Below are 19,882 nucleotides of genomic sequence, written 5' to 3' on the forward strand. Positions count from 1 at the left end.
GGTTCCGAACGGTTGTCTGCACCGGCAGGAGCATGGCTGATTTTTATATGCCGATCCGGATTATCCTGAAAAGTTGTTAATCTATCACCGACAGATGTACTACCCATACCAAGGGACAGATTATGGAGAAAGTCAAGATACCGGATAGTCCGGCACCTCTCGTCCAGCAGCGGAACCAGAGCGTAATAGAGAGCATCTTCGAGCGAATTCTCTGGAATTCACGGTTTATCGTTCTGCTCGGCGTGATCTTCGGAGCGCTCAGTGCAATTGTTCTCTTCATTGCCGGTTCTCTGGAAGTTTTCAACATACTCACGGAGTATATCGTAACGGATAGCCACCTGACCCACGAGGATATCCTGATCGCAATCATCGGGGCGGTTGACTTCTACCTGATCGGTCTCGTGCTGCTCATCTTCAGTTTCGGCATTTACGAGCTCTTCATCTCGGAGATAGATATCGCACGGAAGGATGATTCGTTCGGGAGCATCCTTGAAGTCTCCAGTCTCGACGACCTGAAGAACAAGATCATCAAGGTGATCATCATGGTGCTGATCGTCAGTTTCTTCCAGCGTATTCTCACCATGCAGTTCACCACGTCGATGGATATGCTGGCCATGGCGATCTCGATCGGCGTCATCTGTATCGGCGTCTATTTCCTGGGGCGCCACCATGTCTAACCTTTTTTAAAGGTCTTTTTCAACTTCAAAGCCGCCCCTTTGCTCGTGCCTGGCGGCACCGCGTAGGGCGGGGAGGCAATAACTTTACGATGGATGCAGTCCTGTCGGGAGACGGAGGGATCTTTTGTGAATGAGGATTTTCCTGCACCGGAAGAGGGTATGCTGCTCACGGTGCTGCTCATCGTCGAGGATATCGATCGTTCGCGCACGTTTTACCGGGATGTGCTGGGGGCGACGGTGGTGCGTGAGCGTGACCCGTGCGTCATGCGTTTTCTGAACAGCTGGCTCATCATCAATGTGGGAGGAGGGCCGACCGAGGATAAGCCGGAGGTGACGATGGCACCGCCACGAGACCCGAACCTTACCGCCAGTGCGTTGAATATCAGGGTGGCTGATATTCACGCAGTCTACGGTGAGTGGCGGAGGCGGGGCGCCGACTTCTTAACGCCGCCTATCGACCGTGGTGTCGAGATTCGGTGCTACATCCGCGACCCGGACGGGCACCTGATTGAGGTCGGGCAGACGACGGGGCTCCTTGAGTCATAGTCCTGTTTTCTCCGCCGGGCACTCCTCCGTATGCGCCGGCTCGGGAAGTGCCCAAACACTTATGCGTCATAACCTGCACCAGACGCCCCGCTCCTGCAGGGCGAGGGGGGAGATGATGAAAGCCATTCTGTTTGTCTTTGCCACTGCCCTGCTGCTGGCATCTCTGGCCGGCCTTTCGTGTGCCCGGCTGATGAACCAGACCCGGAATCAGACTATGGGAGGGCAGGGAGGCTCCTGACTTCCTCTACCCCTCCCCGTCTGCTCTCGCCGCTGCCGTCTTATTCTGCTTCCAGCCGGTAGAGTGAACCTTCCCGGACGATCTGCCGCTCTGCCGTCGCAAGCGTCCTTCCCGTCTCATTCTCCTCGATGGTAACGGCGACCCGGACCGCTGCAGGTTCTTCGCCCGGCTGCCCGGGATGGTACGTCCAGTAGACGGTCGCGTCTTCGGTTACCGCATCGGCGCCGAGGGGCGTTACCCGGTAATCCGGGGGTGTCCAGATGACGAATTCACCGTAGTCGGCCGTCCAGTGATAGGTAGCGGAATCTTCTGCGGAGCCTGTGTAGTACACCGCAAGTTCAATCCCGACGGTATGCGACATCGCGGGGGAGTATGCGGTCGTGTTTGAGGAGATGGCCACGGTCTCCTCCTGTGGGGCGGTTATGCATCCGCAGATGATTGCGGAAGCCGCGAGGATGAGCAGGATGCCCGGAGACACGTGATGACGGCAGATGTGCATGGTATCTCTACCTCCGGTGAGCACTGCGGGTGGATAATCGTAGCGATCTGTTGCTTCTGCCGAGTGATTCTATGGCTTTCTTAGCCTCTTTCCCCGGGAGGCGATATGTCGTCGTAGATCCTCGCGGCAGCGAGTCGCCCGTTCCCTGAAAGCTCGTACACCGCCATGCCCGCTTGCGGGGGGAGTGCCTCAGTTCCCCATCGGTCGCAGGTATACTCGACAGCGCACCGGGTGCCGTCGAAGGTCGCCGTGCAGTGGGTGAGCGAGATCCCTCCGTCTGCGAGGATCTCGCTGTAAAATGCTCTGAGGCCCTCGACTCCCTCGTGCCTGAACCCCGCCCCGCTCGGTTCGCGTGCGTATCCGTCCTCTTCGAAGAGGGTGAGCACTGCCTCCGTATCGCCCCTTTTGAGTGCGGCCGTATACGCCCTGACTATTGCAGGCTCCACAAGATCCGCGGCAGGAACGATGATCGGCGGCCGGATGCGGTGCCGTCCCCTGAGTGGCCAGCTGCTGTAGTAGACCCGGATCATCGAGACGGCATCGGCCGTGCGATCTGCAGCGACGGCGATAGGAATCACGACAGGGGTGCCGCCCCGGTGAAGGGTGAGCAGGAACTCCGCGACGATCCGCTCACCGGTTGCGGTGATCGCGAAGAGCTCCGCTCGTGCTTTTTCTTCGCTGAGAAGGCGGCGCTGCTCGTCGATGAATCCGGCAAACGCTCTTCTTCCTCTGATCTCGCCATGCAGGGGGGTATTGATCCGTGGCTCTCCTGCAAAGAGGCTCTCGAACGATCCGGGTCTGCCGTTGACGAGCCGCATGAAGCAGTGCGTGATCGCCGTTGCCACTCTCTCCATGGATCTCCTGTCCGGGTTCGCGGAGGTTACAAAGGTATCCCCTGCCGGGTTATGTCCGCTTCCGTGCCCTGGATCTCTTCAGTCAGGTTGATTCCTTGAAAAGATCCGCCGTACACCCTTCGATGCGAGAAATATGACTCCCATCGCCCAGACCGCGAAGAAATCCCCGGCTACAAACCAGAGCGTCCGTTCGGGGTATACCGTATCCCGCACATTCTTCACCGAGAAGTAGGCGAGCGCCATCCAGACCGCCGCAACAAGCGACTGGCCGACGACCGAGAGCCAGAGCTCAAGGGTGGCGAATATCAGGCACATGAGGGTGGAGAGAATGGCGGTGAAGAGTGCGGAGAAGAAGTTTAGCACGATACCGCGGGAGACGACGTCGCGGAGCTGCGGAAGGAGCATGACCGAGAAGAGGATTGTGATCACCGTTATTCCGATATCCTGCCAGCTCATCTGCCATCACCCGTCGCTGCACGGCCACGTATGTATGTATACATCTACCTGCGGCCTTATCAGACCAGCATGTTGGTGACGGTGGGATGACCGGGAGATTCCTCTGCGAACCTTTAACTGAAGGATCTGCCGTCCCGGCGAGGTGGGACGCCGCGCGTCTTCATGCCCGGGAGGATACGGTAGGGTGGTGCAGTGCCGTGGATCTGCAGTCCGGTACGATCCGGTGGCAGGTCGTTTTCTGATGGACTGTGGTGCGCCTCGCCGTGTGGCTGTGCATTTTTTTGGGAATATCAGTGCACAGTTGGTGCGGCAATTATGAAATTGATAAATAGGGGGCACCACAAATGTGATCCTGTTGGTGCAGCTGAGTCTCAATCCGCCGTGCCAGAAGAGGAAACATATGAATCAGATAGACGATACGAGTAGAAACAGCATCTTCCTCGTTGATGACACAGCAAATCCTGCACCGCTCGGGCTTTGTGCGTTCGGTATGACGACCATGGCACTGAGCCTGCATAACGTCGGCGTCATTGCCCTCGGGAGTCCCATCCTCGCGATGGCTCTTCTCTATGGAGGCATCGCCCAGATCATCGCCGGTATCCTGGAATGGAAGAAGAACAACACCTTCGGCTTTGTCACGTTCGTGAGTTTCGGGTTCTTCTGGGTATCCTTCGCCGCGATTGCAATGCTCCCGATCCTCGGCCTTGCGAAGGCGCCGGGACCCGTTGAGCTTGCCGCATTCCTCAGTGTCTGGGGTCTCTTTGCCGTAGGGCTTTTCATCTGCACCTTCAAGATGCACCGTATCCTGCAGGTTACGTTCCTTGCGGTCGTGCTGCTGGTTGCCCTCCTGATCGCGGCGGATCTCACTGGAAATGCCTTCATCCTGACCCTCGGCGGACTAACGGGACTCGTTGCAGGAGGACTTGCGCTCTACATCGGCCTTGGACAGATCATCAATGAGGTCTACGGCGAGCGGATTGTTCCGGTGTAACCCCGAAGAACACTTTTTTTCGAGAGTATTACAGTTCATTCCCCTCCCGGAACAGTCCTATAAGCTCCGCCGGATCTCACGTTCAAGAATTGCGAAGAAGGCATCCCGTGCCCGCCTCTCATGCCACGGTGCATGACCGCATGCATCGAGCAGGATGAACCGGAAGTCAGCGAGCACCCGGGAGAGGGGTTCGCGCACGCCTGCTGCCGGGTGGGGATCGTGGTCGCCGTGGATTGCGATTACGGGGCAGCGAATGTTTTTGCCGAGTGCCAGAAGTTCTCCACTGCTTCGGAGACTCCTTGCCTCCTCCCATACGCTGCGGTTGATAGCGGGCTGGTACTCGAGCACCTCATCGTCGTGCGGCAGGGGATCGCAGGCGTCTGCCGCCGCCATCAGTTCCCCGAACCTCGCGAAGGCTTTACCGTTCTGTTCGATTGCGGGATCGCTGAACTTCTCTGCGAGAGCCAGTGCCTCGCTTCGTTCGCCGTCACTGAGCCGCAAAAGCCGGGTTGCCATGATCGCTCCGGCATACCGTTCTTCGAACGGGGCGCTTCCGACGAGGATGAGTTTTCCCACCAGTCCCGGGTACCGGGCGGCGGTGATGAACCCGAGGATCGCGCCCCAGGAGTGCCCGATGAGCGTGACGGGCGGCTCGGCATGCTCAATAAGCACTTCGGCGAGTTCCTGCACCTGTCCGTCGAGCGTCGCCGCTGTCTGGAGCGGTTCGAGGATGCCCGCATAGGTGGAGAGAGCCCAGGCTACCGGCGCCATCTCACCCGGCGCTCCGGGCCCGCCGTGAACGACGGCGACGGTGTAGGGCGGTCTTCCGTAGGTTCGGAGTTTCATGGACGGTTTCTCCTTGCGGTGACGGATGATATCGCCCCTGCAGCCATATCACTCTTCTGACCCGTTTCCGGCGGATCGGGACGGTTGTTCTCACCCGGGGAGGCCTTCGGCAGGAAGAACGACACGTTCATCACTGCCCGGCATGAAAGGAGATGAGGCACCCCGCGATCCCGCTGCACGAGCGCCGGATGATGGGCGGGTGCAGCAGTCCCAGATGATGGTGCATCATGAACGATACCATGGAATACCCGGGAGCACTCGATCTGAAAGAAGCCGTGAAGTCAGGCAACCGCGATGCGATCTACGCCGCCCTCCATGAGGTGCTCCTCTATAAATCGGTATGTCGTGCGACGCCCGGGCTCCTCGATACAGTCGCGGTAGCACTCGATCAGGATTACAAGGTAGCATACATGGCGCTTCAGATCCTGCACGATGCCGCGATCAGGCAGCGGGTTCTGCCGACCGATGGTGAAGCGTTTGCCCGGCAGCTCAAAAGTGTCGTCCTGCGGTTCCGGGACACGCCCGAGAGCCGCCCGATCGTTCGGCATGCGCTTCATGTGCTGGCGTCAATGGGTGACGACGGCGTCATCGAGCAGCTGGTGTACGATGCACCCCGCTTTGACGGCGGGATCGTACGGAAGGAGGAGTACTGCTACCCTGTCATGGTGGCTCTCGTCGTGCAGAACGATGAAGACCTCGCCCTGCTACAGGAGGCTCTGGCAAATCGGGGAGACCTGCGGGCTGCAGAAGCGATCCGGGAGATCAGGGAATATGCACGAGACCCTGAGGGGTATAGAGAGAACGTGAGAGAAGCGCAGCACCGGGACGTCGATATCTTCTGATGTACCGCGGTGTACCGGCAGAAGCGCACCCACCGCTCCCGATGCTCTTCTGCCTGTGGAGGCACAACGACTAAATAGCCCAACGGTTACGTTCCGTCGGATTTTCATGACCGATCGATCACCCGCCGCTCTGCGCTGCCGGATGCTTGCAGGGGCACTGCTCTTTGGCGTCGGTGTACTGGCCCTGATGGGGATCATCACTGCTGAGTCTCTCTATCCCGGGTACAGCACGTCGCTGAATGCGATAAGCGATCTCGGTGCCACGATGCCGCCGGGGAGCATCATCGTCGAACCCTCCGCAACTATTTTCAACATAACGATGATGGTCTCCGGTCTCCTGACACTCGCCGCCGCGTACTGCATTCACCGCGCTTTTGGGCAACTCGTCGTCACCGTCCCGCTCGTCCTCTTTGGGCTCGGCGTCCTCGGTGTCGGCATCTTCCCCGGGAATTATGGTACGGTGCATGCCCTCTTCGCCCTCCTTGCCTTTTCAGCCGGCGGGGTTGCCGCCGTTGCCGCCTACCGGGTCGAGACCCCGCCGCTCCGGTACTTCTCGGTGGCGCTCGGGGCGATATCGCTTACTGATCTCGCCCTCTACTTCATCCTCGGTGATGCGAGCCCGTTTGCCATCCTCGGCATCGGAGGGCTTGAGCGGTGGATTGCTTATCCCATCCTCGTATGGGTCACCGGGTTTGGCGGCTACCTGATGGGCCGGTCATCACCGGATACCCGGTGATGCAGCGGTGCTCCGGGTATCCGGTGCGCCGGGGGGCAGGCAGTAGGTGGAGGGCAGCCTGCCGGGGACGAGTCCGGGAGCAACCTATAAGGTCACCGTCGGAAGATCAGTCCTCCATGTCACGGGACGAACATGGAGCGCGCTCTTTCTCACCGGCGACGATGCTCGGTATCGCACTGGCGGTCTACCTTTTCTGGACACTGGCCACCTATCTGCTGGAAGGGAGAGTGAACCTCCTGATCAGTGGTGACCCCGTCGGTCGCCTGACCTATGCAGTCATTGCGAATCTCCTGATCGGAACGGTACTCGCCCTGTACATCATGAACCTGTTCTGGAAATCGGGCGGTATCTCCCGGGAGGAGTTCGGGTTCCAGCCGGCAAAACGGACGCTCGTCTCGCTCATCGGAGCATTCGTTCTCGGCCTTCTCATCTTCGTCCTGCAGTCCCCGAAATCGCTCGATCCGGTGGTTGTGCTCAACGTCTTTGCGCAGGTCTTCACAACCTCCACGGCGGAGATCCTCGTTGTCTATGCGCTCGTCGGGGTGACGGGAGTCTGCCTGACGCGATCGCTCGGCAGGATCCCCTCTCTGATTGTGGGAATCGCGCTTGCATCGGTCCTCTTCGGGGCATACCACATCGCACACAGCCCGCCCTTCAACACGCTCTCCCTGATCCTGCTGCTCACTCTCATTGGGGTTATCACCGGTGTATTCTTCTTCCTCGTCCGGGAGATCTACTCAACAATTGTGTTTCATAACTTTCTGGCTCTCTTCGGCGTCATGCAGAACGCCGATCCGGCGAACTTTCAGGCGCCGAACGCGCTCCTGCTCGGGATGATGGTGGTCACCGTGGCGGTTCTCGTAGTTACGGAGAGATATCTCTTTCGAGGCCGGCCGTGAACGGGTGTTGATACGCCTGCATGATGCTGTCGCCCGGTGTATCGGCAGAGAAGCCCCTTGCGATTGATACTTCATACCGATCGCGCCGTGCAGTTATGGACGAAAGAATCAATTATCCCACTCAAATCTCAAAAAGGAGTGCGAGGAGCCGGATTTGAACCGACGAACCCCTACGGGAGATGATCTTGAGTCACCCGCCTTTGGCCGCTTGGCTATCCTCGCTCCGGGTAAATGCACAACGAGGGTTGTGCACTTCCCCATAAGAACGTGCGTCTATACTATTGGAAGCGGAGGGTTATGAGCTTGGCGGAAGATGGCCTTCGGCATCCGGCATACCCGGAACCGGGAGCATGCCACCCGCATCCCCCTCTTCCCCGCTGCCGTCAGTATGCAAGGGAGATCCCGAGAAGATTCAGCACGACGATGAGAACCACCCCGAGCACCCCGCCGATTGCACTGATCAGGATGGTTATCAGGTTTATCGGGATATCAGGGCGACCGAAGATGCTCATCAGATTGAAGATATTGATGAGGTAAATCAGGATCACCCCGATGATTGCGTTGATCACAAGAGCGATGCCGCTCCGCAGAATTCTGAAGAGCAGGGCAACGATGATGATGATCAGGATAAGGGCGAGAAGCCCTGCAAGGAGACTCATAGTCCTCGCAAGTGCCCTGCAAGGTATTGAAGCTTCGGGAGGGGCGGAGGGTGAAGAGGATACCCCTCGTCTTCATCGCCCGATCTGTTCACATAAAGTCCGCAAGCCCGAGCTGCTGTTCTGCCGGCGTGCCGAAGGTCGACTCGATGGACATATCGATGACGCGCACCCGCTGTTTCGTGTACTCGGAGATCGCGTAGGTCTCGCAGATCTCCCGGGAAACGGCGAGGTACTTCTTCACCGAGCCTTCATGGACCGTGGCGATGACGTTCCCCTTGCACTTGGTGCACTTCCCTGCAAGCGGCATCCGCCGGTACTTCGAGTTGCATTTCGTGCATCGGAGTTTCTGCTTCGAGAACGCGTTGAGGTTTCCCATCAGGTCTCGGATGAAGTGGGTATTTAAGACCCGCTCGGCGACGTCGTCCGCATCCACCGCTCTGATCTTCTTGGCGAGCGTCAGTTCCGCCTCGAGTTTCTCGAGCATTGTGCCGAGGATGGTATAGGTGGAGACGAGGGGCCCTGCCGAGATATCGCTTGTCGGGTGCGTAAAAAGGAACCCTTCGATCTGGGCGGGAGTGCCGAGCCTCCGCTCAACCCGGTCGATGAGTTTGTCGAGGTCTTTCGGGTGGGTGTAGTTCAGTGCGGCGAGGTAGAATTCAAGCGGATAGTGGTCGCCGACATCGACGTTATGGCTCTCTTTATCGACCTCGGCGGGATCGAGACGGGTGGTGAGGACGAGCGGGGCGTCCATTGTCCCGCCCCGGGTCTCCGGGAGGTACGAGCGCGAGAAGTTGATCAGGCCGTCGAGGAGGAGCATGACGCAGTCCTCGTCACCGTCGCATTGGCCGGTGAAGATCCCGTTCGCGACGAGCGTATGGGTGTCGGCGACCGTGAGGCAGTAAACCCGGTCTTCGAGCGCCCTGACGATCTCCCGGCCGGTGATCTCGTCGCAGATCGGCATAGTTCCCTCGATCACCGGTATGCGGTCGCCGATATTCACCTCTTGAGCGGAGATCCTGCGGAGGTAGTCCGTATCCCAGACAAGCATGGTATGGTCGGATGTTACCGTGAGGAGCCTCCCGCGTTTTGTCTCGAAGCGTATCAGGTGTGCCGGCGCACGGTGCACCGAGACCGATGTGATCTTCTTCATCCTGACTGTGCCCTGCGGATCGATGCTCCTCGTAAAGAAGGTCCTCGCCGGGTCGGAGTAGAACGTCCCCTGGTGATCGAGACCGGGGTTGCTGATATCGAAGTTCTCGACGACGAACTGCCGGATGGGCACCGTTGCCCATGCCCTGCCGTCGAAGACTTCGATCTCCGTATCGCCCGCAAAGCAGTTTCGCCGTTTTGCAGCATGGAAGAAGGGGTGGCCGTAGCCGACACCGGCCTTCGAAAACCCGATCACCCGGGCAAGGACACCTGCGCTCGTGTGGGGGGCAAGCCCCATGACGAGGTGCCCGGGAAGGTCGTTCCGGTCGGTGATCCGGTAAAACGGTTCAAGGCCGTAGAATTTCTCCAGGAGTTCATCGATAAACTTGGCCACGCGGATAAGCCACGCGGCGCAGTCTTCCGAGACGAGGATGTCCTGGTGGCGCAGCTCGAGAACCTGAGAGCGTTCGGTGAGTTCCGCACCGTATATGTCGTGGGTATACCCGAGGCTCGCGAGTTTCTCGATGGAGACGCCGACCTCGTCCGGCCGGAAGTGGGTGAGCGGGAGGTCGATCATATCATACCGGGACGTACCGTCTTTGAAGACGTAGAGCTCGTTCGTCGCCCGCAGAATCCCTTTCTCGATCGGCTCCACCGGCCGGTCGCGGGAGATAAGCCCCTTGACGCCTTTCAGAAGCGAAACCGCGCTCTCCCGCATACCGAGCCGGGCGAGGGCGGCAGCGTACTCCGCCTTGACGTTCACCGTCACCTTCTGGAGGCAGACGGCGGCCGCACCGCAGGCCGGGCAGAGGAGTTCCTTCGTCTCCCGCTCGCACCGGGGACAGCGGAAGACCGGGACGGTGTGCCCGCCGCAGTCGCAGAGGTTCTTGTACGTCCGTGTGCCGCAGGCGGTGCAGCGGCGGTCACCGACCTCAATCTCGATCTGTCCGCCATCGGTATTCGACCGGTGCTTGTAGGAGATCGCCTCCTGGAACGACCGGCGGGAGCCGCCGGCATCGCCGATGGGGAAGAGCGAGTGGGGTGGCGGCTTCATCTCGCGGGCCTTGGATTTGCCGGGTCTGCCCATTCTTCCGCCGATCCTGGTGCCGGCACGGGATCGAAGCCGAAACCCGGAGAGGTGCATCACGAGCCCGAGCGAATCGTCGGTGGGAGCGTCTGTCCAGGTCTCCCGTTTCCGGAGCTGGAGCGTCAGGCCGAGGCAGGTGAGCAGCACCAGATACTCGCCGATGACTATCCGGTCGCCCTCTATGCGGTGAAAGACGAGGAGTTCTTCAAGGATAGCCTTTGCATCCGGGGTATTCGGCAGTTTCAGCGCCCCGTCCTCGATCACCCCGCTTTCGGCAACCCGGTCGGCAAGGGTGGCGATGTTGGCCGGGGTGATATCGTCCCAGAGGTAGGTGTAGTCCGGGTGGAGGTACGCCCCGTCGAGGGCAAACTCGATCGCCTCCATCTCGTTCTCGGGGTGGCGGACGCCGCCCTCCTGCAGCCACCACTCCTCACAGTAGCAGGGCGGCATCAGCGGGTGATTGTTCTCGAGGAACTCTCCGTAGCTGATGAGGATCTCACCGATGTCGATGATGTCCTCCACCTGTGACGCAAGAGAACGTGCTTTCGCCGCATCGTCGATCCGCAGAACCTCGCCGCTCTTCAGCCTGACGGTCGGGCCCTGGATGGAGTCTACCGGCACAATCCCGGCGGCTTTTCCCGGCCGTTCGATCTTCATCTGCGTGCCGACGGCAAGGAAATCACCGAGGATATGAAGGGTTGCAGGGTGGAGGCCTGCGGCGGCAAACCCGGTATTCCGCGAACGGCCGAACCGGAGGCGAAACCCGCCCTTCCTCATCGGGTAGGAGAAGACCGGCCGGCCGCCGATGAGGTCGCGGAGGTATTTATCCTTCGGTTTAACGGCAGCGCCTTTGTCGTCGTCGCTGCTGCTCGTTGTCGCCCCGCCGATCAGCTCCTCGAGCCAGTCCCAGCCCTCCATCTTCATCTTCCGGACGTTCTTTAAGACCTTCGGGGCTTTGAGCGCGAGCCCCTCCGCGACGACGAGCGCCATCCCGCCCCGCACCGTATTCGTCTCCACCCGTTCGAGGTTCCGGTAGCCGCTCACCTCCTGCTGTTCCGTCGGCTCACCGTCGATGCAGACGGGGCAGTTAGTGATGATCATCCGCAGTTCCTTCTCGCTCGGGAGGTACTGCAGGCTCATGATATTGTTGTACTGCCGGATCTCCTCGATGTACCGCTCGACCTCTTCGGGGCGGGGGATATAGCGGTTGATCCCGAGTGCCTGCCGGACGTAGTCCCCGACGAGGACGGAGAGCGCCTGAGCGGTTCCGCCAGCACTCCGGATGGGTCCCGCATAGTAGATCTTGAGATACTCCGTCCCGTCGTCGTTCTTGCCGAGGGCAACCTTCCCGATACCCTCGGTGGGGGCGGCCACGACCCCCTCCGTCAGCAGCGCCATCGATGCCCTGATGGCGTGGTCGAGGATCTCCTCCGTCGTCGTCTCACCGAAGGTTCGCTTTACAAAATCGTCGCCTATCTTGAGAGCGGCCTCTTCACGCGACATCTGCTGCTCAAGCTCCCGGAGACGTGCAGCGACACCCGTGTAACCGAGAAGCGCCTCCACGCGATCGGCAAGGTCGCTTGCGATGGGAATTTCGGGCTCCACGGCGGGATCGAGGCCGCGGGAGCGTGCGGCTCGCGCAACCGCCATCGCGGATTGCAGTCCGGAGTCGAGCCGGTTGAAATACACCCCAAGCGCCGGTGAGAACTCCATACCATTCTGATGGGCATTCACCGATTTATCATTTCGGAATCTGACTGAGGGAAAGATGAGAGAACTGAAAGCGGAAGTTTGGTCAGGCAGCCCGCTACCGCTCTTCTTTCAGTGCATCGGTCAGCGGTTTTGCCCCGGGCTCCCCCATCTTCCAGAGGATCAGTGCGGCACATGTCTGGATCTTCGGGTCGGGGTGGTTTATCACACCGGTGAGCGGCTTGACCGCCGGTTCGCCGATGGTGCAGAGCGCCATGGCAATATAGGGCCGGAGTTCCTCCTGTCCGTCCACGAGTTCCCGGATGAGGGGTTCGACCGCCTCATCTTTCATCTCTGCGAGGGCTGCCATTGCATACCGGCGGAAGTCTTTATTCGTCTCCTCATGCATCGCCCGTATGAGCGGTTCGGCCGCCGGCCGGCCAATCCTGACGAGTGCCCGGGCGGCATACCACCGGACGTCGTTGTCCCCTTCCTGCATCGCCCGTATGAGCGGCATCGTCGCCGTCTCTCCCATGGAACCGAGTGCATCCGTCGCCGCCCGACGGGTCTGCAGATCTCCGGTCTTCAGGGCGCCGATCGCACGCTCCAGTATCTTTTCATCATACATGCCGTTCACGTCCGCACTCCCGGATATTATAGTTTCTTCATCTGCTTCAGGGCATTCCGTGCCGCCGCCGCAACTTCGGGGCGCTCGTCGTCGAGAGATTCGATGAGAGCGTCCACCCCGGTCGGATCGCCTATCTCGCCGAGCGATGCGGCAGCACCGGCACGCACCTCCCACCGGCCGTCGCGGAGTGCACGGGTGAGCGGTTCGACGGCCGGCCGGCCGATACCCCCGAACGCTTCGGCAATGCTCTGACAACTGGTTGGTGTGCAGGCGTTAAATCCCCGTATAAGGTAGGGTATTGCCGGGCTCCCGATCTCGTCGAGCGCACCGATTACCCGGTGGCGGACATGCGGGCTCGCATCGTCGAGTGTCCTGATGAGCGCTTCGATGGTGCTCTCTCCCCCGATGCTGCCGAGTGCCAGCGCCGCACCCCAGCGCACGTTCTCCTTCTCCGACCGGAGGGCGGCGATCAGGGCGTCCCGGGCGGGCTCACCGATCCTTCCAAGTGCCATCGCCGCCCGGCTCCGGACGTAGGTATCCTCGTCCTCGAGCGCTTTAAGGAGAGGATCGATGGCCCTGGGATCGCCGATATCCCCGAGCGCCACTGCAGCCATCCACCGGACATCAACGTTCGGATCGGAGAGGCTTTCCGTGAGCGGCTCTACCGCTGCCCGCCCCATCTGTCCGAGCGCCTCTGCAGCCTTCCACCGCACCCCGCTCTCCTCGTCGGCAAGAAGGGCGGCGAGCGGCTCCACTGCGCGGGGGTTTTTGAGTGCTCCGAGAGCCTCTGCGGCCTTGTACCTGACGTCGGGGTTTTTGCTCTGCAGGTTGCCGATCAGGCGTTGCAGATCGCGGGGATGTACCGCTGCACCGGCTCCCTCTTCACCGGTCTCGAGGTGACGGCCCGAGTCGGCACCCCGGTCGGTATACCCGGTGAGGTAGGAGTGGTAATCGGCGTACCTCCGCTCCAGGAGTTCGAAGAGGTAGCCGAGGATGTAGGCGACGGCGATGAACATCATGGCACGCACCAGCACCCCCGGTTCGATCGCCGCGTTCTGGAGGTACTCGACGGTGATATGCGCCCCGGCGAGGAATACGCCGAGGTATACGGCTCTTCGCTGATACCAGAACGCAGCGAGGATCAGCAGGGGGTAGAAGAAGTGGGTGTAGATGATATCGATCCCGAACCCATAGTGCACCACCAGTTCGAGGGCGATGAAGAGTGCGGTTACTAGGATAATGACGACGAGTTTCTGCCATGCGGATGACCGCCACCCGAACTCCCCGGTATTCATTCCTGATGCAGATCTATGCCGTGGTTTATTTATAGTGTTTGCGTGCCCGAAGCGGTATCCGGAACGTCGTGGGTGCGGAAGAAGCTCTTTTCCGACAACGCTACCTGTACTCTCTGATACCCCTTCCGGTGGGGGGGTGCGGTGGCGGGGAGCCCCGGTGAAGAAAAGAGTCTGATACGGATCTCACGGTGCAGTGATGCGCCTCACCGTGCCTCTGCCGCTGTCACTCTGCCCCCGGTCTCCTGCAGTTTCCTGAGTGCGGCGTCGATGAATGCCGGAATGTCGTCAGGGTTCCTGCTGGAGATAAGGTTTCGGTCGACAACGACCTCTTCGTCGACGAACTCCGCCCCTGCATTTTTGATATCCTGGACGATCGATCGCCACCCGGTGACGCGGCGCCCTCCGAGCACCTGCGCTGTGATGAAGAGTTGCGGTGCATGGCAGATCGCAAAGATGGGTTTGCCACTCTCCATGAACCGCTTTGCGAACGTTACCGGCTCAGCGTGAGCGCGGAGCTTATCCGGCGAGTAGCCGCCCGGAATGAAGAGAGCATCGAAATCGTCCACCGAGACCTCCGGGACTGCCCGGTCGATCGTCACGGACTCGTTGTTGCGTTTCCCCTGCACCGTCTCTCCGGCTTTCAGACCGATATGAACAAGATCGTGGCCTGCCTCTCTGAAAGCCCGGGCAGGTTTTGTATACTCGACATCCTCGAACATATCGGTAATAAGAACTGCAATCGTGCTCATGGTTACACACTCCGTCTCCTCGCAAAGGCTTGATTCGGCCTTTTTGCGGGGTCGCTCTTCCCTCCCCCTGCTGGCGGTATAAAAGTATCGGGAGACGCCGCAGCCGAAGGGTCACGTTCTCTTCAAGAGCCGACAGGGACCGGATAGCCTGGCCACATTGCCGTCTCACTCCGCGAAAGGTGCATGCAGGGAAGAAAATCCCCGATCCTGTTGTCTCGTTTGCAACAAAAATCGATATTCTTATCGAGAGGACGTGCAAACACTTCATTCTGACTACACGTATCCGGCGAATACCATGATTCTTCCTTCTCACGCAGTGAATACGGCAGCTTGGGCTTTGCTCTTCGGCGACCGGGTTTTACGATCTCAATCCGGCGGGGTTTACGTATGAACGGGCCTGAACTGATAGCGATCGCCGTATTCCTCTTCACCTATGCCCTCATCATCGATGAGCGGATTCACCGGGCGGTTGCCGCGATGCTCGGCGCTTCGATCATCGTCCTTCTCCAGATCGTCCCCTGGGATATGATCCCGGTGTATATCGACCTCGGCACCATCTTCCTCCTGATCGGGATGATGATTATCGTCAACACTGCGAGGAACAGCGGCTTATTCGAGTATATTGCGATCATCACGGCAAAACGAGCCGGGGGAAGCCCGCTTCGTGTCCTTCTCCTCTTCTCGGTCGTGACCGCAGTCGTCAGCGCGTTTCTCGATAACGTCACGACCGTGCTCCTCCTCACCCCGATGCTCCTCTACATCGCCGACGCGATGAAGGTCAGTCCAATCCCGTTTATCATCGCCGAGATCTTCTCCTCGAACATCGGGGGAGCGGCGACGCTCATCGGCGATCCGCCGAATATCATGATCGGTTCCGCCGCGGGTCTCTCCTTCAACGAGTTCCTGGTACATATGGGGCCGATCATGGTGATCGATCTCTTTGTCGTTCTCGGGGTGCTCATCCTCATCTACGGCAGAACGCTCCGGGTCGACCCGGAGCAGCAGCAGGCCATCGCCAGTACGCTCGAATCTCTTGACGAGCGGGCGGCGATACGGGATACCGTGCTCTTCAAAAAGTCCATAGTGACGATACTGCTCGTCGTCGGAATGTTCTTCATCCACGGAGCACTCGGTCTCGAACCGGCGCTTGTCGCGCTTATCGGGGCATCGTTCATTCTCTTCTGGAGCCGTGAGTCTCCCGAGGCGATCTTCGAGAAGATCGAATGGCCGGCGCTCTTCTTCTTCGGCGGACTCTTCGTCGTCGTCGGAGCGCTGGTCGAGACCGGCATAATCGCAGCCCTTGCGAACATGGTGGTGAATACGGTTCATTCCGAAGGCGAGGCCATCCTCATCATCGCCTGGTTTGCAGCCATCGCATCCGCCATCGTCGACAACATCCCGCTCACCGCAACCCTGATCCCGCTCATCCAGGATCTCGGCGGCTCGATGGACACGTACCCCCTCTGGTGGGCGCTCTCCCTTGGTGCATGCCTCGGTGGGAACGGCTCGGCCATCGGGGCGTCGGCAAACGTGGTGGTGCTCGGAATCGCCTCGCGTGAGGGGATCCTCATAACGTTCGTGGAGTTTCTCAAAATTGGGATGGTAATCCTCGCGATCACGGTAGGAATCGGCACCGGAATCCTCTGGCTCCAGTACGTGGTCTGGTGACCCCCGGTTACCGGGGCGGCGGGCTCTTGAGGGTTCCTTTTGTTGTCTTGACCTCCTCGAGCCTGCCTACCAGCCATTTGTAGGCGGTTTCGGCTGCTTCACGGACGGATGCGCTCGAGTCCTCCGTCCGGAGCCGGGCGACCGGATCTTTTGCTTTCGGGTCGGCGATCGCCCCGAGCGACAGTACGGCCTGCGTCCTGACAAACTCGTCCTCATCGCCGAGTGCCTGGATTAGTCCGTCCACGTCCCGGTTGTCACGCATGGTGTCGATATCATCAAGACTCGCCATCGATCATACCCCCTTCATGATATGGCATCTGTCACTCAACAACAGTATTTATGTATTCCCGGTCTGCCCTCTACGGCAGTAAGGTATTAGCATTCTCCTTCTCAATGGGTGGCATATGACTCGGCTGCAGGTGCTCGGAGTGAGCGGAAGCCCGGTGAAAGACGGCAATACTGACGTCCTCGTGAAGGCAATCCTCGAGACGGCGGGTGTGGAGAGTGAGTTCGTTAAACTCTCCGATCTCCGGGTGGGACCCTGCAACGCCTGTATGCGGTGCACATTCATGAATCTCTGCGTCGTCGAGGACGATTTCGTGCAGCTTGCCGAGAAGGTAATGGAGGCCGACGCCCTGGTTCTCGGCTCTCCGGTCTACTACGGCACGGTGAGCGCTTATACGAAGGCGTTCATGGAGCGTCTCTTCTCAAAAAGGCATGTGCATCTGAGGCTGAAGGGAAAACTGGCCGCGACGGTCGCGGTCGGTGAGGTGGGTGAAGTTGAGACCGCTGCCTGGATGGCGACAGCACTCGATCGGCAGGGGTTCGACCTTGTCGGGAGCATCTCCGCAAAGGGGACGCCCTGCTGCTTCGCCTGCGGGGCAGGCGAGACCTGTGCCTACGCGAACTGGAACGCCACCGCGCCGGAGGTTACCGGAGAGGATTACGGTTATGCCGAGGCTTACCGTGGATACCTTGAGATCCTGCCCGATAACGTGCCGCTGGTGCACGGGTCGGCAAAGATCCTCCGGTGCCGGTCGGTGAAGGACGAACCGGCGGTAATTGTGGAGACGGAGAGGATCGGCCGATTGCTGGGTGACCGTCTCGGCGGGGATACCGGATGAGATCCGTTGCGCTGCTGCTCGTCGTCCTGGCAAGCATCATCGCCGTATCGTCGGGGTTCTGGGCTCAGGAGCCGACAGGTGGTGAGATCCGGGATCAGATCCTCCGACACCGGGAGAGCCTCTGCGATTACTCGGCAACCCTGCAGGTGATCAAGTATACAGACGCGTCGTCAGGGAAGATCTTCGTGCAGGTGGAAGATCCCTACCGGTATCGGTTCGAGCGTATGGGGGCAGACGGAAAACCGGATCTGCTCGAGATCTTCAACGGTAGCGTGCTCTGGCTCTATCGTCCCGGTACCGGCGAGACCGAGCTGATTGCTGCAGGAGAAGCGGCATTCGATCGCCTCGTTCGGGAGGATTATCAGCAGGTTATTCCCAGGATTGTGGAGGAGAACGCGATCGCCTATCTCGGGGTCGAAGGCGTGAACGGTAGCAGGGCACACGTCATCGAGGCATCGCCGGGCAATCCAATCCGGTATATGGGTATCGGGTTCACCCGGATGCGGGCGTGGATCGACGCCTCGACCTGGATGGTCGATAAAGCTGCGTTCTATAACGAGGCGGGGAACTCCGTCCTCTCGGTCGAGTACACCAACCTCGCCGTCAACAGAGGGATTCCGAAGAATACCTTCACTCCGCCGAGGGACGCTGCGTCGGAGTCGCAGGCGCTCATTCCGGTAATCTTCCCGCGGGGAGCGCCGTCGCCGTGAGGTGACCTCATGCCCGGAGGGGTTTTACTGCCCGCCTTTCAGTATCCGCTCCGCTCTGAGCCGCTCTGAGAGCCAGACCTGCGCTGCCGACGCGGCCCTCCTGACCTCGGGGCGGTCGTCGAAGAACTTCGCCTTCTTCAGCGGTTCGATCGCCCGGGCATCGCCGACCGCCCCGAGCGCCGTCGCAGCGGCCTCCCGCACGTTCCCGCTCGGATCGTCGAGTGCCCGGATCAGTCCTTCGATATCCCGGTTTCGTTGCATGACGGTGACGTCTGTTCGTGGCATACTCCTCTCTCCCGGTGTCCGGGGTAATGAAGGTTGCCGGATGGAGAACGGCGACCGGCAAAAAAGGTATGGTGGGAGAACGGCCGATCTACGAGGTCGCGACCTCGATGCACTCTTTTCGCGTTCCGAGCCGGGCGAGTGCCCCGCACATCCCCGGGACGTACGCGAGGGCTTTTCCCGAATCGACCATGATCGCCTTGTAGTGATCCATCGCCGGCGAGACGACCATGCAGGTGTCGGGGACGACCATCGCACCGCTCCGTTCGATGGCAGCGACAAGATCCTGGTTGTCCCGGGCTACGCTGCGGGCGACGAATACGAGGAGAGGTTTTGTTGTCCTTTTTCCGGTGAGGAGGTCGCCGATCTCCCGGAGTTCGTCCGGAGAGCAGTGCGGACACCCGATTGCGACCGCATCGACGTCCATCGTCTCAAAGAGATCCTCGATATCCTGTAGCCCGACGCTTATCCGTTCAAGCCCCTCGGTCTCGAACGTAAAGACCCTCGTCTCGGGGGTGATCTTCTCGACGTGATAGAGGGCGACCGCCCCGGTCGCGGCCATTGCCGCCCCGAGCGCTTTTAACTGGTCACGGCCCGGCCTGATCCCGGTGATGAACGGAATCCGGTTCCCGACTTCCTTTCCGGCGAGGTAGCCGATCGCGCCGTAGTGATCGGCATGCAGCGAGTCTCCCGCCTCCACCTCGACAACGACGCCCGGCCGTCGGTTCGCGACGATATGCAGACCGTAGAAGGGGGTCTTCCCGATGATTGCGGCGGCGAGGGCGCTGGGGCCCCCCTCGCGGTTCGTCCGGGCTCCGATAACCGAGTTTGCATACGCAACGGCGCTCGATTCCGACCAGGCGAGGTGCTCGCCGTACTCGGTTCTCTGCAGGTAGTAGGGTGTGCAGGTACACTCCATCCTGATCCCGAGGCGGTGGTACGCGGTGAGCACCGCCTCCTGCTGGTGGGCAAACTCGGGCGTGATCCCGTCTAGGTCCCGCCACTCGTCCCGGGGCATCCCGATCGGGTTTAAGACCGTCGGCACCGCTACCCGGGCATCGAGTGTGGAGAGCCATTCAAGCCCCCATTTTCCGATCGTCTTGTACGATGCGCCGCTCACCTGGGCGCTCGCGATCGGAACCAGTTTCTCCGCATTATACACCCGGCCGAGGGCGACCAGGATCTCCATCATCTTCTGCCGGGTCTCCCCGAACTCGCCGCTTAAGATCTTCTCGTCTTCTGCATCGAGATACATCGT

Annotated in this window: 21 protein-coding genes and 1 tRNA gene; 9 read left to right on the forward strand and 13 right to left on the reverse strand. The window is 60.1% G+C overall.

Annotated features, from left to right (window positions below):
• Positions 1-122 precede the first annotated feature (122 nt).
• Positions 123-677, forward strand: coding sequence for a YqhA family protein (locus tag ABH15_RS05320; RefSeq protein ID WP_128693344.1), 555 nt, complete (start codon positions 123-125; stop codon positions 675-677).
• A 126-nt stretch (positions 678-803) separates the two neighbouring features.
• Positions 804-1,223: a VOC family protein gene (locus ABH15_RS05325; RefSeq protein ID WP_206633423.1), complete on the forward strand. Its 420-nt coding sequence runs from the start codon at positions 804-806 to the stop codon at positions 1,221-1,223.
• Between the two features lie 278 nt (positions 1,224-1,501).
• On the opposite strand, the gene ABH15_RS05330 is transcribed toward ABH15_RS05325, so the two are convergent.
• The 3 genes from ABH15_RS05330 to ABH15_RS05340 all read right to left on the reverse strand — a co-directional run bounded on the left by ABH15_RS05330 (position 1,502) and on the right by ABH15_RS05340 (position 3,270).
• A complete protein-coding gene (locus ABH15_RS05330) occupies positions 1,502-1,960 on the reverse strand; it encodes a hypothetical protein (RefSeq protein WP_128693346.1) in 459 nt (152 codons plus the stop codon).
• An 80-nt stretch (positions 1,961-2,040) separates the two neighbouring features.
• Positions 2,041-2,814, reverse strand: a complete 774-nt coding sequence (locus ABH15_RS05335; protein ID WP_128693347.1) for a nuclear transport factor 2 family protein — start codon at positions 2,812-2,814, stop codon at positions 2,041-2,043.
• A gap of 78 nt (positions 2,815-2,892) precedes the next feature.
• The gene (locus ABH15_RS05340; protein WP_128693348.1) at positions 2,893-3,270 is read right to left on the reverse strand and encodes a hypothetical protein; all 378 of its coding nucleotides are present in this window, start codon (positions 3,268-3,270) and stop codon (positions 2,893-2,895) included.
• 400 nt (positions 3,271-3,670) lie between these two features.
• On the opposite strand from ABH15_RS05340, the gene ABH15_RS05345 reads away from it, so the two are divergent.
• Positions 3,671-4,261 carry an acetate uptake transporter gene (locus tag ABH15_RS05345; protein ID WP_128693349.1) on the forward strand — a complete coding sequence of 197 codons (591 nt, stop codon included), beginning with the start codon at positions 3,671-3,673 and terminating at the stop codon, positions 4,259-4,261.
• 57 nt (positions 4,262-4,318) lie between these two features.
• Here the strand turns inward: ABH15_RS05345 and ABH15_RS05350 are convergent, their stop codons facing one another.
• Positions 4,319-5,107 carry an alpha/beta fold hydrolase gene (locus ABH15_RS05350; RefSeq protein ID WP_128693350.1) on the reverse strand — a complete coding sequence of 263 codons (789 nt, stop codon included), beginning with the start codon at positions 5,105-5,107 and terminating at the stop codon, positions 4,319-4,321.
• 227 nt (positions 5,108-5,334) lie between these two features.
• Here ABH15_RS05350 and ABH15_RS05355 point away from each other — a divergent pair, with 227 nt between their 5' ends.
• From ABH15_RS05355 to ABH15_RS05365, 3 genes are all read left to right on the forward strand, one after another.
• Positions 5,335-5,949: a hypothetical protein gene (locus ABH15_RS05355; RefSeq protein WP_128693351.1), complete on the forward strand. Its 615-nt coding sequence runs from the start codon at positions 5,335-5,337 to the stop codon at positions 5,947-5,949.
• Between the two features lie 106 nt (positions 5,950-6,055).
• Positions 6,056-6,685, forward strand: a complete 630-nt coding sequence (locus ABH15_RS05360) for a DUF998 domain-containing protein (RefSeq protein ID WP_174719417.1) — start codon at positions 6,056-6,058, stop codon at positions 6,683-6,685.
• Positions 6,686-6,801: 116 nt separating this feature from the next.
• A complete protein-coding gene (locus ABH15_RS05365; protein WP_128693352.1) occupies positions 6,802-7,584 on the forward strand; it encodes a CPBP family glutamic-type intramembrane protease in 783 nt (260 codons plus the stop codon).
• Positions 7,585-7,723: 139 nt separating this feature from the next.
• Here ABH15_RS05365 and ABH15_RS05370 read toward each other — a convergent pair.
• From ABH15_RS05370 to ABH15_RS05395, 6 genes are all read right to left on the reverse strand, one after another.
• Positions 7,724-7,806, reverse strand: a tRNA-Leu gene (locus ABH15_RS05370).
• A 161-nt stretch (positions 7,807-7,967) separates the two neighbouring features.
• On the reverse strand, positions 7,968-8,243 hold the full coding sequence (locus tag ABH15_RS05375) for a pro-sigmaK processing inhibitor BofA family protein (RefSeq protein WP_128693353.1): 276 nt from the start codon (positions 8,241-8,243) through the stop codon (positions 7,968-7,970).
• Positions 8,244-8,331: 88 nt separating this feature from the next.
• Positions 8,332-12,192 carry a DNA-directed DNA polymerase II large subunit gene (locus tag ABH15_RS05380; RefSeq protein ID WP_128693354.1) on the reverse strand — a complete coding sequence of 1,287 codons (3,861 nt, stop codon included), beginning with the start codon at positions 12,190-12,192 and terminating at the stop codon, positions 8,332-8,334.
• A gap of 94 nt (positions 12,193-12,286) precedes the next feature.
• Positions 12,287-12,796: a HEAT repeat domain-containing protein gene (locus tag ABH15_RS05385; protein WP_128693355.1), complete on the reverse strand. Its 510-nt coding sequence runs from the start codon at positions 12,794-12,796 to the stop codon at positions 12,287-12,289.
• A gap of 26 nt (positions 12,797-12,822) precedes the next feature.
• The gene (locus ABH15_RS05390; protein WP_128693356.1) at positions 12,823-14,091 is read right to left on the reverse strand and encodes a HEAT repeat domain-containing protein; all 1,269 of its coding nucleotides are present in this window, start codon (positions 14,089-14,091) and stop codon (positions 12,823-12,825) included.
• Positions 14,092-14,294: 203 nt separating this feature from the next.
• Complete coding sequence (locus ABH15_RS05395; RefSeq protein WP_128693357.1) at positions 14,295-14,840, reverse strand: type 1 glutamine amidotransferase domain-containing protein; 546 nt, start codon at positions 14,838-14,840, stop codon at positions 14,295-14,297.
• 387 nt (positions 14,841-15,227) lie between these two features.
• Between ABH15_RS05395 and ABH15_RS05400 the strand changes: the two genes are divergently transcribed.
• Positions 15,228-16,508, forward strand: a complete 1,281-nt coding sequence (locus ABH15_RS05400; protein ID WP_128693358.1) for an ArsB/NhaD family transporter — start codon at positions 15,228-15,230, stop codon at positions 16,506-16,508.
• A 7-nt stretch (positions 16,509-16,515) separates the two neighbouring features.
• Here the strand turns inward: ABH15_RS05400 and ABH15_RS05405 are convergent, their stop codons facing one another.
• Positions 16,516-16,797, reverse strand: coding sequence for a HEAT repeat domain-containing protein (locus tag ABH15_RS05405; RefSeq protein WP_128693359.1), 282 nt, complete (start codon positions 16,795-16,797; stop codon positions 16,516-16,518).
• Positions 16,798-16,912: 115 nt separating this feature from the next.
• On the opposite strand from ABH15_RS05405, the gene ABH15_RS05410 reads away from it, so the two are divergent.
• Together ABH15_RS05410 and ABH15_RS05415 are read left to right on the forward strand one after the other, a co-directional pair.
• On the forward strand, positions 16,913-17,632 hold the full coding sequence (locus tag ABH15_RS05410) for a flavodoxin family protein (RefSeq protein ID WP_128693360.1): 720 nt from the start codon (positions 16,913-16,915) through the stop codon (positions 17,630-17,632).
• Positions 17,629-18,342 carry a LolA family protein gene (locus ABH15_RS05415; protein ID WP_128693361.1) on the forward strand — a complete coding sequence of 238 codons (714 nt, stop codon included), beginning with the start codon at positions 17,629-17,631 and terminating at the stop codon, positions 18,340-18,342. Before ABH15_RS05410 ends, ABH15_RS05415 begins: the two co-directional genes overlap by 4 nt.
• Before the next feature lie 24 nt (positions 18,343-18,366).
• Here ABH15_RS05415 and ABH15_RS05420 read toward each other — a convergent pair whose 3' ends face one another.
• Both ABH15_RS05420 and ABH15_RS05425 read right to left on the reverse strand, forming a co-directional pair.
• Positions 18,367-18,627, reverse strand: a complete 261-nt coding sequence (locus ABH15_RS05420) for a HEAT repeat domain-containing protein (RefSeq protein WP_128693362.1) — start codon at positions 18,625-18,627, stop codon at positions 18,367-18,369.
• A gap of 88 nt (positions 18,628-18,715) precedes the next feature.
• Entirely contained in the window at positions 18,716-19,879 is a 1,164-nt protein-coding gene (locus tag ABH15_RS05425; protein WP_128693363.1) for an aconitase X, read from the reverse strand.
• Positions 19,880-19,882 lie beyond the last annotated feature (3 nt).

Origin of the sequence: Methanoculleus taiwanensis (assembly GCF_004102725.1) — an archaeon.
GTDB lineage: Archaea > Halobacteriota > Methanomicrobia > Methanomicrobiales > Methanoculleaceae > Methanoculleus_A > Methanoculleus_A taiwanensis.

What these genes read in the sequence shown, in the direction of transcription:
- ABH15_RS05320 (WP_128693344.1), top strand. Translation starts at nt 123, where the DNA reads ATGGAGAAAGTCAAGATACCGGATAGTCCGGCACCTCTCGTCCAGCAG.
- ABH15_RS05330 (WP_128693346.1), bottom strand. Translation starts at nt 1,960, where the DNA reads ATGCACATCTGCCGTCATCACGTGTCTCCGGGCATCCTGCTCATCCTC.
- ABH15_RS05335 (WP_128693347.1), bottom strand. Translation starts at nt 2,814, where the DNA reads ATGGAGAGAGTGGCAACGGCGATCACGCACTGCTTCATGCGGCTCGTC.
- ABH15_RS05340 (WP_128693348.1), bottom strand. Translation starts at nt 3,270, where the DNA reads ATGAGCTGGCAGGATATCGGAATAACGGTGATCACAATCCTCTTCTCG.
- ABH15_RS05345 (WP_128693349.1), top strand. Translation starts at nt 3,671, where the DNA reads ATGAATCAGATAGACGATACGAGTAGAAACAGCATCTTCCTCGTTGAT.
- ABH15_RS05350 (WP_128693350.1), bottom strand. Translation starts at nt 5,107, where the DNA reads ATGAAACTCCGAACCTACGGAAGACCGCCCTACACCGTCGCCGTCGTT.
- ABH15_RS05355 (WP_128693351.1), top strand. Translation starts at nt 5,335, where the DNA reads ATGAACGATACCATGGAATACCCGGGAGCACTCGATCTGAAAGAAGCC.
- ABH15_RS05360 (WP_174719417.1), top strand. Translation starts at nt 6,056, where the DNA reads ATGACCGATCGATCACCCGCCGCTCTGCGCTGCCGGATGCTTGCAGGG.
- ABH15_RS05365 (WP_128693352.1), top strand. Translation starts at nt 6,802, where the DNA reads ATGTCACGGGACGAACATGGAGCGCGCTCTTTCTCACCGGCGACGATG.
- ABH15_RS05375 (WP_128693353.1), bottom strand. Translation starts at nt 8,243, where the DNA reads ATGAGTCTCCTTGCAGGGCTTCTCGCCCTTATCCTGATCATCATCATC.
- ABH15_RS05380 (WP_128693354.1), bottom strand. Translation starts at nt 12,192, where the DNA reads ATGGAGTTCTCACCGGCGCTTGGGGTGTATTTCAACCGGCTCGACTCC.
- ABH15_RS05385 (WP_128693355.1), bottom strand. Translation starts at nt 12,796, where the DNA reads ATGTATGATGAAAAGATACTGGAGCGTGCGATCGGCGCCCTGAAGACC.
- ABH15_RS05390 (WP_128693356.1), bottom strand. Translation starts at nt 14,091, where the DNA reads ATGAATACCGGGGAGTTCGGGTGGCGGTCATCCGCATGGCAGAAACTC.
- ABH15_RS05395 (WP_128693357.1), bottom strand. Translation starts at nt 14,840, where the DNA reads ATGAGCACGATTGCAGTTCTTATTACCGATATGTTCGAGGATGTCGAG.
- ABH15_RS05400 (WP_128693358.1), top strand. Translation starts at nt 15,228, where the DNA reads ATGAACGGGCCTGAACTGATAGCGATCGCCGTATTCCTCTTCACCTAT.
- ABH15_RS05405 (WP_128693359.1), bottom strand. Translation starts at nt 16,797, where the DNA reads ATGGCGAGTCTTGATGATATCGACACCATGCGTGACAACCGGGACGTG.
- ABH15_RS05410 (WP_128693360.1), top strand. Translation starts at nt 16,913, where the DNA reads ATGACTCGGCTGCAGGTGCTCGGAGTGAGCGGAAGCCCGGTGAAAGAC.
- ABH15_RS05415 (WP_128693361.1), top strand. Translation starts at nt 17,629, where the DNA reads ATGAGATCCGTTGCGCTGCTGCTCGTCGTCCTGGCAAGCATCATCGCC.
- ABH15_RS05420 (WP_128693362.1), bottom strand. Translation starts at nt 18,627, where the DNA reads ATGCCACGAACAGACGTCACCGTCATGCAACGAAACCGGGATATCGAA.
- ABH15_RS05425 (WP_128693363.1), bottom strand. Translation starts at nt 19,879, where the DNA reads ATGTATCTCGATGCAGAAGACGAGAAGATCTTAAGCGGCGAGTTCGGG.